We start from the raw sequence: 17,560 nt of genomic DNA, 5'->3' as shown, positions 1-17,560 counted from the left end.
ACTATATGAAAGGGGCATATACATGAGATCTAATCATGTTCCAGTTTTAATTATTGGAGGAGGTTTGACAGGTCTAACTTCTGCATTATTTCTTGCGCGTCATAAAGTCGATTATTTACTTATTGAAAGGCATGCTACGACTGCTATTCATCCGAAGGCAGGGGGAATTACTTTTCGCACGATGGAACTATTCCGAGAATTAGGGTTAGAAAAAAACATTCGCGCCGCAGGAAAGTCACTAGAGAACTGCCGTGGAAGGATTGCTGTACATACAATGGCTGAAGCAGACCCTGAAGAGGTAAAAAGGGCTAGAATAGCTCAGGCCGAAAATGATGAAAGTATGTCCGAAATTATTAGAAAGATTAGTCCGTCAAAGGTAACAGCTTGTTATCAAATTGATTTAGAACCGATGTTGCTGCAAGAGGCACAAAAATTAGGCGGGAAGCTGTGGTTTAATCATGAACTTGTTTCTTACAAGCAGGATGATATAGGAGTAACCGCTATTGTACGAGATCGTGAAACTAAAGAAGAACAGATGATTCATAGTGATTATTTAATTGCAGCAGATGGTGCCAAAAGTTCTATACGTAAACATGCAGACATTCCAACTACTGGTCGTGGTAATATCGGAGGCCATTATATAAACATTTACTTTCAAGCGGATTTGAGCGATCTCATACAAGGAGATGCCTTTGGTTTCTCTATGATTTTACATCCTGAAGTTTTAGGTGCACTTATTCCAGTCAATAATAACGATCGGTGGATTTATCATGTTGCCTATAATCCTTTAAAAGGAGAAACACCTGAAGATTTTTCTGCAGAGCGTTGTCAAAAAATTGTTCGAAAAGCCATTGGGATGCCAAATCTGAATGTGAAAATACTAAGCACTTCACCTTGGGAGGCGACAGAAAGTACAGCGGTACGTTTTCAGGATAATCGAGTTTTTTTAGCTGGTGATGCTGCTCATCTTATGCCGCCTACGGGAGGATTTGGTTCAAATACAGGTGTTCAAGATGCACACAATTTAGCTTGGAAATTAGCTGCGGTTATACATGATCAAGCGAATCCAAAATTACTGGAAACCTACCAAGAGGAGAGGCAGCCCGTTGTACAATTAACTACGGATTACGCAAGCAGTATATTACTCCGTGCTGCGAATAAAGAAGAGGATAATCTGAATAACATGGATAGTCTAGCTGTTACTGTAGGTTACAAATACTGTTCGGCAGCAATTATCGATCAAGATGCAACTTCATATAGAATGGATGTTTTAGAGCTTGGCGGAAGACCAGGAACGCGCGCTCCGCATATGTGGGGTACTTATGAAGGAAAGCGTATTTCCATACTGGATTTGCTGGGTAGAAACTTTGTACTATTTACCGGTGCAGAACATAACTCTTGGTCAACTGCGGCACAGACTATTGCCTCTCATTTAGGAACGAGCATTAATGTGTACCGTATTTGTCCAAAAGGAGATTTTGTTGATCAGGACAACATTTTTGGGAGGTTGTATGGAATAAATCCTGAAGGGGCTGTGCTCGTAAGACCAGATGGATTTATTGGATGGCGTACAGAAAAAGGGGTATTAACCCCTGACTTAGTACTTGAAGAGGTGATGAATTGCCTATTATGCAATTCATCTTTAAATGAGAAATAATTTTGAGGGTTGTATTTGCAATTTTTGGGTACAATACTGAACTACTATTACGATAAAGAAATAAAATACGAATTAACTAGTAAAGGCTCTTTAAATTTAGAGAGCCTTTTTTTGCATAAAAAGATGTCAATTTTTTAATTTGTATTTATATAAAGCATCCAATAGTTCATTAACGTTTAGAATCTTTAGTAACATTAGGTTTTGAGATTCTTTTACCGTCTTTATAGTCAAGACAAGAAACCTCAATCAATAATCCATTGAATACTGTAAAGTAGAAGCCATAACTACTACCTCTCATCTTGTAAGGTTCTTTATCTATTTCAATACCGCCCTCTATTAAGCGATTATATACTTGATCAACTTTATTTGGTTCTTCTACTAAGAAACCAATATGAAAAGCTTCTGGGTATGTCGCATCTTTTCCCCCTTTAAACGCTTTTGGATCACTTAATACAAGAATAAATCCATCATTATCACTCATCACTACAAGGGCTTTTCCTTTCTCTTCTAAACATTGAAAATCAAAAAATGTTTCAAAAAAAGCTCTCGCTGCCGATAAATCATCAACACATAAATTTAAATGATTCAGTTTCATCTACTCATCCCCTTTTCGTTATATTTCTATTTCATTCAGGCGTTTCCTTCTTTAGAACACTTTAGTGTGTAGGCTAAAGGCTGTCATATTTCAAGAATCATTTTGCGAATTTTGTACGTTAAGGCTAAATCCCTCATAGGAAGTGTCGATTTTTTTTATTGCACAAATGAAGTAAAAGAGTTCCGTAAACAAGTAATATGTGATAAAATAAAATAGAAACATGTGTTCTGTTTTGTGGTTACATATGTTAAACATTTTAGAAAGAGGTGCTTGTGATGATCTTAAGTATTAACCCGTATTTAGTGACGAATGGTAATGGACAGGAAGCTGTTAAGTTTTATGAAAATGCATTGGATGCAAAGGTTGAAATGCTTCAAACGTTTGGAGACATGCCAGAAAATCCGGAACATCCAGTTCCTGCTGAGGCGAAGGACCTTGTTTTACATGCACATTTAAAAATTGGTAATACGGATCTTATGATTTCTGATACGTTCCCAGGTCAGGCACACGAAATTGGATCACACTTGACTATAGCAATTCATATACAAGGTGCAGAAAAAGCAGAAGAGGTATTTGCAAAATTACAGGACGGCGGTCAAGTCATCATGCCGCTTCAAGAAACTTTCTGGAGTCCGTTATACGGCCAAGTACAAGATAAATTCGGTGTACAATGGCAAGTTTCAACGGCTGCTTGCCAACAATAATTCATATAAGAAGGGAGCTGACTATAAATGGTCAGCTCTTTCTATTTTTTGATATGATCCAGTTTCTGTGGCCCAACTACTCGCATATGGTAGTTGCACTTTAGCGTACCATCTTTTCTTTTTCCTTAATTTGTGTACTATAAGAAATAGAAAGACACAAAGAAGGGGATTTTCGAATGGAATTTCATGAACAAAAAATATTACCAGCTGTTCGGCAAGTAAAAGATTTAGAGAAATTATTACATAGTTCTTATGAGTATATTGTAATTTTAGATATTCATATCGGGCAGTTGAAAAGTGTGGTGGCGTTAGCGAAGCAGCATGGTAAGAAAGTCTTTTTACATGTTGATTTAATTCATGGCTTGCAAAGTGATGCGTATGCAACGGAATATGTATGCCAAGAGTTTCGTCCATATGGTTTGTTATCTACAAAATCTAGCGTAATTATGAAAGCAAAGCAGAAAGGCGTCGTTGCGATTCAACGCATTTTCTTAATTGACTCTAGTGCAATGGAAAAAAGTTGTGCTCTATTAGAAAAGACAAAGCCAGATTATATTGAAGTACTGCCAGGAGCTTTAACGGATGTAATTGCGGAAGTGAAAGAGCGGACGGGATTATCAATTTTAGCAGGTGGATTTATTCGTACGGTTGATGATGTGGAAAGAGCTCTAGAGGCCGGTGCAACAGCGATTACAACTTCGAAAAAAGAGTTGTGGAAACATTTTCATAAAAAGTGACGGAAATGTGGAAAAATTTAATTGACACCGCTTTCATTTGCGTTTAACATTATAAACAAGTTAATAAACGTGACGGAGAAAAGAAGAGATCCACATTTCATTGTTTCTATGTTTCTATAGAAACGTGTATTTGTGGATTTTTTCTTTTGAAAAAGAATGGCCATTCAATTTTCCTCTTTCACTGTAAGCGTTTTAATTTGATTATGGAGGGATCATATGTCACCATTTTTAGGGGAGTTAATAGGGACAGCATTACTAATCATTCTTGGCGGCGGCGTTTGCGCTGGCGTAAGTTTAAAGAAATCGTTTGCGCAAAATTCAGGATGGATCGTTATTACGATGGGATGGGGCTTAGCGGTTTCAGTAGCTGCTTATGCAGTTGGATCGATTAGCGGAGCTCATTTAAATCCAGCGGTAACAATTGGACTTGCGTTTAAAGGTGCATTTCCTTGGAGCGATGTACCTATGTTTATCGCAGCACAAATGATTGGAGCAATGATTGGAGCAGTTATCGTATATTTACATTACTTACCACATTGGAAAGAAACAGAAGATGCAGGCACAAAATTAGGCGTATTTGCAACAGGACCGGCAATTCCAAATACATTTGCAAACCTTTTAAGTGAAATCATTGGAACTTTTATTTTAGTATTTGGTATTTTAGCAATTGGAGCAAATAAATTTGCAGACGGTTTAAATCCGTTTGTTGTTGGTTTCTTAATTGTAAGCATTGGTTTATCATTAGGAGGAACAACTGGTTACGCAATCAATCCAGCACGTGATTTAGGACCTCGTATTGCACACTTCCTTCTACCGATTCCGGGTAAAGGCGGATCGAATTGGAAATATGCATGGATTCCGGTTGTAGGACCAATTCTAGGCGGATCATTAGCAGGGTTATTCCATCAAGTTGTATTTGAAGGAAAACAAAATTCAGCACTTATTTATGTAACAATTGCAACGGTGATTGTTCTAGCAATCTCTTATATGACAAGCAAACAGAGCGGAAAAAATACAAATAGTAGAAAAGTAGCATAAGGGGGAAATAGATATGGAGAAATTTATTCTTTCATTAGACCAAGGAACAACAAGTTCACGTGCGATTCTTTTTAATAAAGAAGGTAAAATTGTACATGTTGCGCAAAAAGAGTTTACACAGCATTTTCCAAAGCCAGGCTGGGTTGAGCATAATCCACAAGAAATTTGGGGATCGATCTTAGCGGTTATTGCAAGCTGTTTAAGCGAAGCAAATGTAAAACCAGAGCAAATTGCGAGTATCGGGATTACAAACCAACGTGAAACAACAGTTGTATGGGAAAAAGAAACAGGAAAACCTGTATACAACGCAATCGTATGGCAATCTCGTCAAACAGCTGAAATTTGTGATGAGCTAAAAGAAAAAGGCTATAACGATATGGTTCGTGAAAAAACAGGCCTTTTAATTGACGCATACTTCTCTGGTACAAAAGTAAAATGGATTTTAGATAACGTAGAAGGTGCAAGAGAGAAAGCAGAGCGCGGTGAGTTATTATTCGGAACAATTGATACGTGGCTTGTATGGAAGTTATCTGGTGGTAACGTTCACGTAACAGATTATTCCAATGCATCTCGTACATTAATGTATAACATTCATGAATTAAAATGGGATGAAGAGCTTCTTGAAATGTTAACAGTGCCAGCAAGCATGCTTCCAGAAGTACGTCCATCTTCTGAAGTATACGGTCATACAGTTGATTATCATTTCTTCGGTCAAAATGTACCGATTGCGGGTATTGCAGGTGACCAACAAGCGGCATTATTCGGCCAAGCTTGCTTCGGTGAAGGTATGGCGAAAAATACATACGGAACAGGCTGCTTTATGTTAATGAATACAGGTGAAAAAGCAGTAGCATCTGAGCACGGCCTATTAACAACAATTGCATGGGGCTTAAACGGAAAAGTAGAATACGCATTAGAAGGTAGTATTTTCGTAGCGGGTTCTGCAATTCAGTGGCTTCGTGACGGACTGCGTATGTTCAAAGATGCAAGTGAAAGTGAAGTGTATGCGACTCGCGTTGCATCAACTGACGGTGTATATGTTGTTCCAGCATTTGTTGGACTTGGAACACCTTACTGGGATAGTGAAGTACGCGGCGCTGTATTCGGTTTAACACGCGGCACGACAAAAGAGCACTTTGTACGTGCAACGCTTGAATCGTTAGCATATCAAACGAAAGATGTATTATGTGCAATGGAAGCAGATTCTGGCATTGAGTTAAAAACATTACGCGTAGATGGCGGCGCAGTGAAAAATAACTTCTTAATGCAGTTCCAAGGCGACATTTTAGGCGTGCCAGTAGAGCGTCCAGAAGTAAATGAAACAACAGCTTTAGGAGCAGCATACTTAGCAGGTCTTGCAGTTGGATACTGGAAAGATCAAGAGGAAATCGCAGCACAGTGGAATATGGATAAGAGCTTTGCACCAGCAATGGAAGCGGGTACAAGTGAAGAGCTATATGCTGGCTGGAAAAAAGCAATTGAAGCAACGAAAGCTTTTAAATAATGATAAACAGTGTTATAATGATGATAAGTTAATAATTCGGTAGGAGATTTGGAGAGACCACAACGCGCTATAGAAGCAATTCTATGGTGATGTTTGTGGTCTCTTTTTTTCGTAATTAAAAGGAGGAATTACCATGAAATTTTCAAGTAAACAACGTCAAAATGTTTTAAATGAAGTAAATAAACAAGAGTTAGACATTATTGTTATCGGCGGCGGAATCACAGGGTCTGGGATTGCATTAGACGCGGCAAAACGCGGGTTATCAACAGTTGTGTTTGAAATGCAAGACTTTGCAGCAGGTACATCAAGTCGTTCCACAAAGCTTGTTCACGGCGGTTTACGTTATTTAAAACAGTTTGAAGTGAAAATGGTAGCTGAAGTTGGGAAAGAACGCGCAATTGTATATGAGAACGGTCCCCACGTAACAACACCAGAGTGGATGCTGCTTCCGTTCCATAAAGGCGGTACGTTCGGTGCATTTAGTACATCAATTGGTCTTCGTGTATACGACTTTTTAGCAGGCGTTAAGAAAAGTGAGCGCAGAAAGATGTTTAGCCGCGAAGAAACAATGAAAAGAGAGCCACTTGTGAAACAAGATGGATTAAGAGGCGGCGGTTACTACGTAGAATATCGTACAGATGATGCACGTTTAACAATTGAAGTGATGAAAGAAGCAATTAAACATGGTGCAAAGGCAGTGAACTATACAAAGGTAGACGGATTCTTATACAAAGATGGAAAAGTATGCGGCGTACGCGTAGTTGATGTATTAGATGGAAAAGTATATGAAGTGTATGGTAAAAAGATTGTCAACGCAGCAGGACCTTGGGTAGACACGCTTCGCGAAAAAGATAATTCGAAGAAAGGGAAAGTCTTGCAGTTATCAAAAGGTGTTCACCTTGTGATTGATCAAAAACGTTTCCCATTAGGGCAAGCAATTTATTTTGATACACCAGATGGACGTATGGTATTTGCGATTCCGCGCGGAGGTAAAACATACGTAGGTACAACAGATACATTTTATGATAAAGATGCGGCAGTGCCCAAAATGACAACAGAAGATCGCACGTATATTATTAACGCGATTAACTACATGTTCCCGAGCGTAAACATTACAGAGAAGGATATTGAATCAAGCTGGGCAGGTGTTCGTCCATTAATTTATGAAGAAGGAAAAAGCGCATCTGAAATTTCTCGTAAAGATGAAATTTGGACTTCTGAATCTGGTTTAATCACAATTGCCGGAGGAAAATTAACAGGATACCGCAAAATGGCAGAGATGGTTGTAGACTACGTAACATCTCTAATGCAAAAAGAAGGTCACGGTTCATACCCAGCAAGTTCAACGAAACACATGCCAATTTCCGGCGGTCATGTTGGCGGTTCGAAACAATTTCCAACATTCATTGCGAAAAAAGCACAAGAAGGTAAAAAATACGGTTTAACAGCAGAGCAAGCAGAACAATTCGCGAAGTTCTACGGTTCAAATGTCGATGTACTTTTTGAATTAGCGAAAGAGTATAAAGTAGATGCAGAGCGCTATCGCATGCCGCTAGATGTACTTCTTCCACTCGTATACGCGATGGAATTCGAAATGACAACAAAGCCAGTCGACTTCTTCGTACGTCGTATGGGAGCTGTCTTCTTCAACATTCACTGGGTATATAAATGGAAAGATGCTGTAATCAATTACATGGCAGCGACATTAAACTGGAGCGGAGAAGAGAAGCTAAAGTATGCTGCTGAATTAGACGCAGCATTAACAGACGCTGTTGTTCCGGTTGATCAGCAAGAGCATGCATCTGCGTTAGCGTAAAATAAAAACCATACCATTTCTAAAATTTTAGAGATGGTATGGTTTTGTTTTAAATGTCAAATTTAATAAACACTCAGACTGTTTAACTTCAACATTAAAATGTTGTCTTTACTACTTCTTCGCTTGTCATATAGTCATCACCCAAAATTAGTTGATCTGTTTCATTTTCAATAAGCCAATTTTTTTGTTTCTCATCGTACTTTAATGTAATTAATTTCTTTGAATATTTTTCTGTATAAAGAGAGAGAACACTTTCATTTGATTTTTCATGATATTCAACTGGAATTTCTAGAAGATAGCTCCCTTCATCGATTCGACATGTTACGTGTGAAAAATCGATTCTAGTGCCTAAGGCTTCACCTTTAAAATAGCGTATATCACCATCATAACGTTCAATGGTTTTTGTGTACTCCAATTTCAAATGATCTGATACGTTTGTTAACTGATTAGGGTCTTTGTTTACTTTGGCTGCGATTGAATTCTTGTAAAAGTCATTTATCACTGTTGTAATCTGTTTTTTTATGGTCTCATCTACTATTGGATTGGGTGCTAAATTATATTGCTTTTTCGATTTGATTTCAACTTTCTGTAGTTCACTTTTTCCTTTACCCCACGGAAATTCCGTTACTCCTTGTAACGTAATGCCATCTTTTACAGGGCCAAATTGGTCATCATCTTTAATTTCTTTTGTTTTCTTACCATTTACCAATAAAGTGGTGGGAATATCGACACTAACCGGTACTGTTTCACCAGAAAAGTTTAAACTTGCTGTTTCCTCAAAATCGTCTATATCAAAAAGTGTGACCTTTTTTTGATCCTTAACAGTTACATAATCAAAATTTTTTTGCCCTTTAATAACATATACCCCCGGTCCAAATGTACCTAACATGATTGATTCCTTATCCATGTCAATATTTTTGTTATTTAGGGTAACCTTTGCTCCTTTTTCACCATTCACTTTTAGCTTATATCCTCGTGCTTTAAGAACGTATTTATCGCCAAATAGGCTGTCTTCTTTAGTTATGTAAAATGGACCGATACTTGAAATACTATTACCAGGATATAATTGAGAAATTTTATTATTCGATATTCCGTCAGTTTCATAGTAACTTGCCTGTGCATTTAATAACATGATTTGATCTTTGAAATCGCGTTTTTCTGCATTTAAGTAATTAATAATACTTTTAGCGCTATTTTTATCCCATTGTACCCCTTTATCGACCGTGACCAAATCCATCAACTCTTCGGCATCCCCATTTTTAACCTTTTCTTCAAAGTCAGCTGAAAGATCCGATGGGGAAGGTGATTTGCCTATTACTAAAAAAATAATAATTAATACAGCAACAGTTGGTATTCCAAAGATTAATAATTTCTTTTTCATAAAATCCCCTCCTTTAATTCTCATCATTCTCATGATATGTGGGAATCTTCAGATTTATAATGGATATTTAGAATTTTAAAATCTATAAAAGTGATGTTGAGATACTAGGTCTTAAAGGTATTGATTTCTATTTTAAGAACTTAAAGAAAGCTCTTAATCAAAAAGATCGTGATTTGCTAAATATATTTAAAGAATACTTTCTGCATTTAGTTAATGAGGTCTATGAAAAGTAAATGTAAAGTAACTCTAAAATATACGAGTAGAGAAAAATTGGAATTTCAAAGTTATGAGAAATATAAAATAGAAGTAAACGTTGTTTTTTCTGTATCACTACGGATTTCAATTGTTCCATATCTTCGGTTTTTGCACTTAGCATAGGAATGGGAATATTACTAAATTCTCTTATTCGTTTACATACTTCTATCCCATCTATATTTGGCATCATAATATCTAATATCATTAAATTAGGTTATTCATAGATAATGAATAAAAAATAAAGAGATATGAGGAATCAATGCATAATAAAATGAATGTTATAACAGTGAAAGTCGGAGCCTCAAGACTTTGTCTATGGAGGGAATGTAAAATGTTAAAAAGAAAATTTAACTATTTATTATTAATCCTTATAATGATTACTTCTAGTGTCGCTCCTCTTTCTACAGTTCATGCAGTTATACAAACCTCTGAAGCATCGATGCAAGAGCCTGGAATAAAGTATGTGAATAATGATTTGGGATTTTCACTAACACTTCCAGAGTCTTGGAGAGGTAAATACAGTGTTGAAGTAAGGGATAAAACAAATGTAGCCTTTAGGACTAAGCTTAATAGAACCTATGACAATGAAATATATAACAATATCTTTCTTTTTACGATTCATGTGGGAGATGACAATCTAGAAACAGAGGGTGGGGAAGATTTTCTTATTGGAACTAATAATGGGAAAGCTTATTCAGTGAGTGTGGATTATGCACTTCAACATTACGACCGTTATGAAGAGATGTTTCCGGAAGCAACCGAGGAGGAACGCAGGATGATTGCAACGATGACCAAGCAAATAACAGATATCTTAAAGAGTTTTAAAATGCTCGACAAAAAAGCTAACGGTAGATGGGAAGCTCCAAAAAGGTCTACTATAAACCTATATGATTTTGAATCGAGTAGAACCATAAGAATTGGAGGTAAAGCAGTTTCATTTTCTTATATTAAGACTCCTATTGACAATATTCGCACTGAAGTTATTAAGAAACCTGTAAGTGCAACGAACTATATCGGTATAAATGGCGGATTCAATGATCAGAGTAAGGGGAAAGTGGAACCTCGTTCAATTTCTTATTACAATCCTGCTATGGTAACAAATGGATCAACTGAGGTAAGTAATTTTAACAGTACGAGCGACCCTGAAACATATCCGAACAGTATCGCTTCTCGACCAACTTTCGTTACTTATTACGATAAAAATGAAAAGCGGACTAAAGCAACAATTATCCCAGCTGCAAGCTTGGACGATGTGTTCAAACAATTTGCACCGCATCAAGAGGTCATAAATGCCATTGGTGGGAAAGGTTATGACATAAATCATTTTGGAGGCGATCAAAAAGATTATTCTTGGCATGAACTCAGAAGAACAGTACTAGCATATAAAGAAGAGAACGGTACTGTCTACGCTTATTTAATTATCACACAATCTTTTGTAACGGTTGAAAGACTACAGTTATATATTGAAAAGTTAGGTTTTAAGAAAGATGAACATATTTTGTTAGATGGTTCTGGATCGACGTCAATGCAAGCTAAGGTTAAAAATAATGGTAAATGGGAATGGGATACAGATAAAGGGAGCGAAGGTATGGGTCCAATTTCATACTTTTTCGTTTACTTAGTGGGATATTTCTTTGAGACGGACACAAAGAATCCCGCAGATAGGAAAGTATACAACATGATTAGATTAATTGATGAACCTTCATAAAAGAGTGTGACTCTTACTAGCGGTTCCACAGCAGATATTACCTTCTTAACGGAAGGAAAGATTCATGACTTTATTTATAGAGGGGATTGTAAATAAAATGTTTAAAAGAAATATCTGTTATTTGTCATTAATCCTAGTGATGCTTACTACTTGTATTGTCCCCGCCATTTTAGAATCGTCTATGGTTCATGCAGCAACAAGTCAAAAACAGGCTAATGGTATTGAATATGTGAATAAAAAATTGGGATTTTCACTAATAATCCCAAAATCTTGGGAAGGAAATTATGAAATCGAAGAAGAGAATAATTTAGTAAGATTTGTATTTACGTATGAAGGTAAAAAAAATGATGATATCCCTCCTTTGTTTATTATTAAATACGACACCAAGAAAGAAGAAGGGTGGAACGAGGGGATAAGATGGATGAGTGAGCTTGGTACTAAAAATAACATGGGTTATTACTGTTACTATGATGCTCTGCATCTTTATCGAGATAGTATTCCACCTGGAGAAGAACAAGATACTGTCTTAAATATGCTTGGTCAAATACCCGAAGTTTTTGATAGTTTCAAAATGTTGGAGACAAATGAAACTGGAGCAAGAGGAGATACAGCAGGAGAAGTGAAACCAAAAGAGCAAGGAAAAAATGGAGGAACAGCAGAAGAAGAAACAAATCAAGAAACGGCCAATGGGATTAAATATATTAATGGAGAATTAGGATTTGAGCTAACGCTTCCAAAGTTTTGGAAAAATCATTATATTGTTGAAGAAAATGATAGTGGTGGTGTAACCTTTAAATTTAAGTTCGATGGGAAAGTATATGATGATATCTATTTGTTTAACATCTATGTAGAGAATAGGGAATACTCCGAGGAAGAACAGGAAACGATGGGGGATATTGGTGTTCTTGATGTTAAGAATGGTAAAACCTATCTAATAACTGAAAACCTTGCAATGGGTTATTATAACAACTATGATGAGTATTTTGCATCTGTACCGAAAGAAGGTAGAGGTGTGATTAAAGCTATGAGCAAACAAAAAAAGATCCTCAATTTCAATGTATTGGAGGGATCTACAGCGGAGAAAGTTGAAGCTAAAGTGGATGATGAAATTCCAAAAAATTACGATTACTACCTGCAGCCCACAAAAGTTTTACTTGATACCGTAAGCTTACGTGTTATTAAAACTCCAATTGATAATATTCGAACTGAAGTTATTAGGAAACCTGTAAGTGAAACGAACTATATTGGAATAAACGGAGGATATTATAATCCATCATATGATCCAGTAAAGTATGATCCATCAAATGATGATTATGTTTATAAGCCTTGCTCAATGACTTATTATAATCCTAGAGGATTAACTGATGGATCAACTGATGGATATGATTTTAATGGTTGCTCTGGCAAACACCTTTCTCGACCAACTTTCGTTACTTATTACGATAAGGATTTGAAAAAAACAAAAGCAGAGATTATTGATGCTAAAAGCATAGATGAAATAAAAAATCACTTTGAAAATCTGGATAAGAATGATCATCAGCATCATTCTAATCAAGTTATAATAAATGCTATTGGTGGGAAAGGTTTTGATCCTGAGCATATCGGACTTTACCCAATTACTTGGGAGGATTTTAGCAGCTGGGAAAGTTTTAAACAAAAATTTACACTAGAATACTTTAATAATCAGATGCAATTTTCATTCCCTCTTCCAGTTAGAAGAACAGTGTTAGGTTTTCAGGAAGAAGATGGAACCATTTATGCGTATTTAATGATTACGCTTGAAGGGGTGTCGATTGAGGGTTTGAAATCCCGTCTCAAGGAATTAGGCTTTGATGAAAAAAATTGTATTATTTTAGATGGATCAGGATCAAGCTCGATGAGAGTATTTGATAAAGAAATTAATGATTGGGTTGTAGATAGGGGTACAGAGGGTAAGCCAAAGGGAGAGTCTTGGGAGGGTATTTGGAATATGTTATCTGATGATTTCCTTATTGCTAATCGTTATTCTTACAACATGATTAGATTAATCGAGTAAATCATAGATAAATAGTACCTTTACGTCATGATAAGCTTCTCCTACAAAAAAGCTGAGATTAAATTCTTGGCTTTTTATTTTTTGATAAAATGGCGCCGAAATTGACATATACACGAATCACATATGATATTTTTTTACAAAGTACACGTGTACAAACAGCTTGTCCCTTTCCTGCATAGGATGATAGTACATTATGCAGGAAAGGATGTGACATTTTTGATAATGGGAATGATTAATGAATTGACAGGATTTTTAACAGGACTTTTACTTAGTTTCTTTTATTTTACAATCCTTGTTGTTGTAGCTGGAATCACAGTGAAAAATTGGAGATCATTCCTTAAGTGGATGAACTTGTTAATCTTATATCATGCATTTATCTACGTGTGCGTTCGGCCGTTTATTTATAAGACGAATTTTCCACCTGTTGAGCAAACCATTTGGAGATTTGCAACTATATATCTTCTCATCAATGCTGTCATTCTACTTATTAAGTTACTAGAACAAAGTAAAAAAGATTGATATAAAGTGAAACTTCCATCAGTGGGAGGGTTCTTTATCTCCCACTGATGGAAGCCCGCCCAATCGTGCTCTTACAGAATCAATTCATTTGAATAGCGAAATAAACGGAACGGAAATCCTTTTCTTCAAATGTACAAAAGAGCAACTTTATTTTAGATAAGGGGTGATAAATGATAAGACGTTTTAATGCATGGCTTGGTGACAAACTGGCCCTATGGTTTTCTACAATGGCTTGCTTTTATATCATTTTTGGGCTTGTAATTGTGCCGCTTTTCTTTCAGCATCCAAATACTCTTGTAGAATGGGTACAGTATGTGGTACAGACGATCTTTCAAGGCATTGCCTTACCTGTCATCGGATATGTGGCAAGGATCGCCGGGGAAAAAGATGAAAAGATCATAGGTGAGACTCATGATGCGGTAATGGAGGAATTGGCTTTAGTAAAGGAAGAATTAGCGCTGGCACGAGAACAGTACGATGCATTACAAAAAGTTGAAAAGACTATTAGTGAGACTCATAATACAGTTGTGGAAGAATTGACTTTAGTAAAGGAAGAATTAGTACTAGCACGAGAACAGCACGTTGCTTTACAAAAAGTCATAGACGAATTACAACAACATCTGAAAGAGAGATAGACCTTAACGCCCCCGCAATACGGGGCGTTTTTTTGTATGATGGATATATATTGAAATAAAAATAAAACTCCTAATTTATAAAGTGAAACCACACCTCTCTAAAGTTTTAGAGATGGTGTGGTTTTCATTATTTAGTAACTAGCTCCTCAATACCCGGATCATGATTCGCATGTGCCGAGTAGTTTCCACCATAGTTCGGTGCAAATGAGAATGATCGACACCAGCTGAATAAATACCTAGGGCTTAGGAGTTTTCCATTGAGGTATTCATTACTTTGGAAGCTTTCTTCTTCATAATGAAGCGTCTGTCTATATAGAAAGCTACCAACAAAGCCAGTAAACCGGTTAACACCATATTGCTGTATGTTCCAAGTGGAAGCGGTTTGCCTTCAAGATGGATACCATTTGCACGATATTCAAATCGTTTTACAGCGTGCTTGGCAGTTAAAAGGTCTTCTTGTTTAGCTAAGTCTTCCAATGGCGCTTCGAATACATATCTGTTTGGTGAATCACTATGAATAAAGAGGGTCTCTTTAGCATTACCCTTTTCACCCCAAAGTCTTACATCTGCTGCTGCTAGTGATTTTGCGTTGCCACCTGGTATGATCATTTTGTCTAATTTTGGAGCATTAGATATTTGATGCCTAGCCAGTATATTCAGATGATGTTTCGTAGTAATTGGTGCATCCGAACTAGAAACGGTCAAGACTCGTGTCGTTCCGGTGTCTCCATAAGAATCAAATATAGAAGATAAAGCTATTTCATCCATATCTTTATACAGAAGTACCCCCATTTGTTTCTTATTCCAATGAAATCCAAGATTTAGCAAATATGTTGCAAGTTTTATATCCACGTAAAAAGGGTGGTCCACCTTTGGATTTTGAACGAATTGGTAGGAAGGATAACTAATTTCCTTAGATATTTTTGCAGCCACGGGTTCTCCTAGTTTCTGAGATATTAGGTGAAGTACTGCATCAATACCTGCGCTTTGACCGGCTGAAGTTAAGGTATTTCCTTCGTGAACATACCTTACATCCTCTTTCCAATGTGTATCAGGATATTGCTTCATTAATATGGGGAGGAATTGCCAGAATGAGGTGGCTGATTTCCCTTTTAATAAACCTGTATCGGCAAGATTCTTCGCCCCACCACAAATGCTGAGAAAAGTGGTGGTTTTACTGCTGGAATGTTGTTGAATCCATTCGCGAGTTGGTTGATATTTCTGTTCATCTACTCCGGGCATATAAGGGACCACAATAATATCTGGGCTTTTATTTAATAGGTTATCCAGTTCTTTATAAGAGTAATGTGGTATTACATCCAGTCCACCTGATAAGGACTTCACGTTTTTGTCCGGTGCAACGGCGTATACATTGTAGGCATCCGTCATAGAAAACAGTGTGTATGGAATGAGAAAATCGAAATCTTCAGTTGGTATTGATGAATCCGCCATCATGACTGCCACAGTAGGTTTAAGGGGGTCATACTCAGGGACTTTCACTCCTTGTAGCGAAGGAACTGGCTCATGGCGGACATTTGAGTAAAAATCTTTTTGATGACGATTAAAGCCATAGAACCAGATCCCCCCCATAAACACAATAAAAATGAATACATAAACAGCTAAACGTAAGAATAACTTCTTCATTTTTTTCCTCCCCGTAATTTTATATACAATACCATTCGCCATCAATCACCTTTCCGTGTGTGAATGTTGTTATTCTTTAACGCAGCTTAATCTCCTGATTCCAATGAATAGACTTTTGATACATTCTGAACAAAAATCATTTATTCTACCTCCAAAATGTGCTGCTTGTTATCTACCCTCATATTGTACTGAATTTGAATTGGTAAAAACCGCACACTTTGCGGAGTATGACGCAAAATTTTGTGATACCCCTGTAAGGTATATGTTATATCTTGGTTCCATATTACCTTTTTCTAAAGCTTTCATAATTGTGCTAGAGCTTGATTTTTATATCAGACTTCAGACTTAGCTAGTTTCAGGCCACAAAAATGACAGAGACTGAAATAGTCTCTGTCAAATATTTTTCTTATTCAATAATTTGCTCCTCGATATTGGGATCATGATTTGCCATCACTTGCACGCAATCATCTCTTTTTCTAAATTCTCTCACCCAATCTAAAGATTTCTGGGCAGCAACCTTATCAGCCGTTACTCCAGGTAATATATTTTGTTCCCAGGATCGGTTTGAATAGCCGACATCACTAGCTAATAATACCCAACCTCTATTCGTTTGTACTAATACAGAAAATAGTCCTTTACTATGCCCAGGGGTATGTACCATATAGAGAGAACCATCTTGGAATAAATCATATCCTAGCTGATAGGGGCCGTGCGGAATTTTTTGTAATTCAAAAGTAGAGATGTTGACACCTTCCCACATGGGACGAATGTATCCAACATCTTTTTGGGCGGCAGTCCACTCTAGGTCACTTGTTAAAATATGCTTGGCATCTGCCACGTGCTTTACTCCGCTTACATGATCTGAGTGAAGATGAGTTAGTAATACATAATCAATGTCCTTGTTCTGAATTCCTTTTGCTTGAAGTCTTTCCGCAATAGACTGTCTCTTTGGTAAATTACCTTTAAACATAGTAGAAGTAAGCCATCCTAAATGCTTTCTTTGATTTGTTCTTATATCCTCATGCCATCCTGTGTCAACTAAGATCAATCCTTTTGGATGTTCAATCAAGTACGTGGAGACGGGTACCCATCTTTTTTTAGCGGCACTTCTTAGCCAGCCAGTATAGGGCATAGGGTGCAAAGTTTTTTCCTGAAATGCCATTGCTTGATCGATGTATACTTGCCCTGTATGCCATACATGTATTTTACTTCCCATCACTCAATCACCTCTCGATAAAAATAGGGTTAATTATAAGATAATTGTATGTTTTTTGAAGATAATTACAATTTATTTATTGTTAAGGTTATGTTTCATGTAATAGTGAATTAGTT

The 17,560-nt window shown here is 36.8% G+C and carries 14 protein-coding genes and 1 pseudogene; 10 read left to right on the top strand and 5 right to left on the bottom strand.

Annotated elements, in window-relative coordinates; genetic code table 11:
• The first annotated feature begins 22 nt into the window (after window positions 1–22).
• Window positions 23–1,657, top strand: a complete 1,635-nt coding sequence (locus tag ACFQZ1_RS12905) for an FAD-dependent oxidoreductase (protein ID WP_377882579.1) — start codon at window positions 23–25, stop codon at window positions 1,655–1,657.
• A gap of 169 nt (window positions 1,658–1,826) precedes the next feature.
• On the opposite strand, the gene ACFQZ1_RS12900 is transcribed toward ACFQZ1_RS12905, so the two are convergent.
• The gene (locus ACFQZ1_RS12900; protein WP_377882578.1) at window positions 1,827–2,252 is read right to left on the bottom strand and encodes a VOC family protein; all 426 of its coding nucleotides are present in this window, start codon (window positions 2,250–2,252) and stop codon (window positions 1,827–1,829) included.
• A 275-nt stretch (window positions 2,253–2,527) separates the two neighbouring features.
• Between ACFQZ1_RS12900 and ACFQZ1_RS12895 the strand changes: the two genes are divergently transcribed.
• From ACFQZ1_RS12895 to ACFQZ1_RS12875, 5 genes are all read left to right on the top strand, one after another.
• Window positions 2,528–2,956 carry a VOC family protein gene (locus ACFQZ1_RS12895; protein ID WP_377882702.1) on the top strand — a complete coding sequence of 143 codons (429 nt, stop codon included), beginning with the start codon at window positions 2,528–2,530 and terminating at the stop codon, window positions 2,954–2,956.
• A gap of 176 nt (window positions 2,957–3,132) precedes the next feature.
• Complete coding sequence (locus ACFQZ1_RS12890; protein WP_377882577.1) at window positions 3,133–3,693, top strand: glycerol-3-phosphate responsive antiterminator; 561 nt, start codon at window positions 3,133–3,135, stop codon at window positions 3,691–3,693.
• 216 nt (window positions 3,694–3,909) lie between these two features.
• A complete protein-coding gene (locus ACFQZ1_RS12885) occupies window positions 3,910–4,731 on the top strand; it encodes an MIP/aquaporin family protein (RefSeq protein ID WP_377882576.1) in 822 nt (273 codons plus the stop codon).
• Window positions 4,732–4,744: 13 nt separating this feature from the next.
• Entirely contained in the window at window positions 4,745–6,235 is a 1,491-nt protein-coding gene (glpK, locus tag ACFQZ1_RS12880; protein WP_377882575.1) for a glycerol kinase GlpK, read from the top strand.
• A 133-nt stretch (window positions 6,236–6,368) separates the two neighbouring features.
• Window positions 6,369–8,051: a glycerol-3-phosphate dehydrogenase/oxidase gene (locus tag ACFQZ1_RS12875; protein ID WP_377882574.1), complete on the top strand. Its 1,683-nt coding sequence runs from the start codon at window positions 6,369–6,371 to the stop codon at window positions 8,049–8,051.
• 94 nt (window positions 8,052–8,145) lie between these two features.
• Here the strand turns inward: ACFQZ1_RS12875 and ACFQZ1_RS12870 are convergent, their stop codons facing one another.
• Both ACFQZ1_RS12870 and ACFQZ1_RS12865 read right to left on the bottom strand, forming a co-directional pair.
• Window positions 8,146–9,432, bottom strand: a complete 1,287-nt coding sequence (locus ACFQZ1_RS12870) for a TcaA 3rd/4th domain-containing protein (RefSeq protein ID WP_377882573.1) — start codon at window positions 9,430–9,432, stop codon at window positions 8,146–8,148.
• A 331-nt stretch (window positions 9,433–9,763) separates the two neighbouring features.
• Window positions 9,764–9,898: pseudogene (locus ACFQZ1_RS12865) on the bottom strand (response regulator); the annotation flags it as partial.
• A 120-nt stretch (window positions 9,899–10,018) separates the two neighbouring features.
• Between ACFQZ1_RS12865 and ACFQZ1_RS12860 the strand changes: the two are divergent.
• The 4 genes from ACFQZ1_RS12860 (at window position 10,019) to ACFQZ1_RS12845 (ending at window position 14,584) form a co-directional block, all read left to right on the top strand.
• Entirely contained in the window at window positions 10,019–11,395 is a 1,377-nt protein-coding gene (locus tag ACFQZ1_RS12860) for a hypothetical protein (protein ID WP_377882572.1), read from the top strand.
• A gap of 64 nt (window positions 11,396–11,459) precedes the next feature.
• Window positions 11,460–13,430: a hypothetical protein gene (locus ACFQZ1_RS12855; RefSeq protein WP_377882571.1), complete on the top strand. Its 1,971-nt coding sequence runs from the start codon at window positions 11,460–11,462 to the stop codon at window positions 13,428–13,430.
• 207 nt (window positions 13,431–13,637) lie between these two features.
• On the top strand, window positions 13,638–13,949 hold the full coding sequence (locus ACFQZ1_RS12850; RefSeq protein ID WP_377882569.1) for a hypothetical protein: 312 nt from the start codon (window positions 13,638–13,640) through the stop codon (window positions 13,947–13,949).
• Between the two features lie 170 nt (window positions 13,950–14,119).
• Window positions 14,120–14,584: a hypothetical protein gene (locus ACFQZ1_RS12845; RefSeq protein WP_377882568.1), complete on the top strand. Its 465-nt coding sequence runs from the start codon at window positions 14,120–14,122 to the stop codon at window positions 14,582–14,584.
• Window positions 14,585–14,827: 243 nt separating this feature from the next.
• On the opposite strand, the gene ACFQZ1_RS12840 is transcribed toward ACFQZ1_RS12845, so the two are convergent.
• Window positions 14,828–16,228 carry a DJ-1/PfpI family protein gene (locus ACFQZ1_RS12840; protein ID WP_377882566.1) on the bottom strand — a complete coding sequence of 467 codons (1,401 nt, stop codon included), beginning with the start codon at window positions 16,226–16,228 and terminating at the stop codon, window positions 14,828–14,830.
• Between the two features lie 406 nt (window positions 16,229–16,634).
• Window positions 16,635–17,444: an N-acyl homoserine lactonase family protein gene (locus tag ACFQZ1_RS12835; RefSeq protein ID WP_377882564.1), complete on the bottom strand. Its 810-nt coding sequence runs from the start codon at window positions 17,442–17,444 to the stop codon at window positions 16,635–16,637.
• Window positions 17,445–17,560: the final 116 nt, after the last annotated feature.

Source organism: Bacillus sp. CGMCC 1.60114, from assembly GCF_042676365.1.
Lineage (GTDB): Bacteria > Bacillota > Bacilli > Bacillales > Bacillaceae_G > Bacillus_A > Bacillus_A rhizoplanae_A.
The sequence above is the reverse complement of the archived record's forward strand: the minus strand, read 5'-3'. Positions and strand labels throughout refer to the sequence as shown.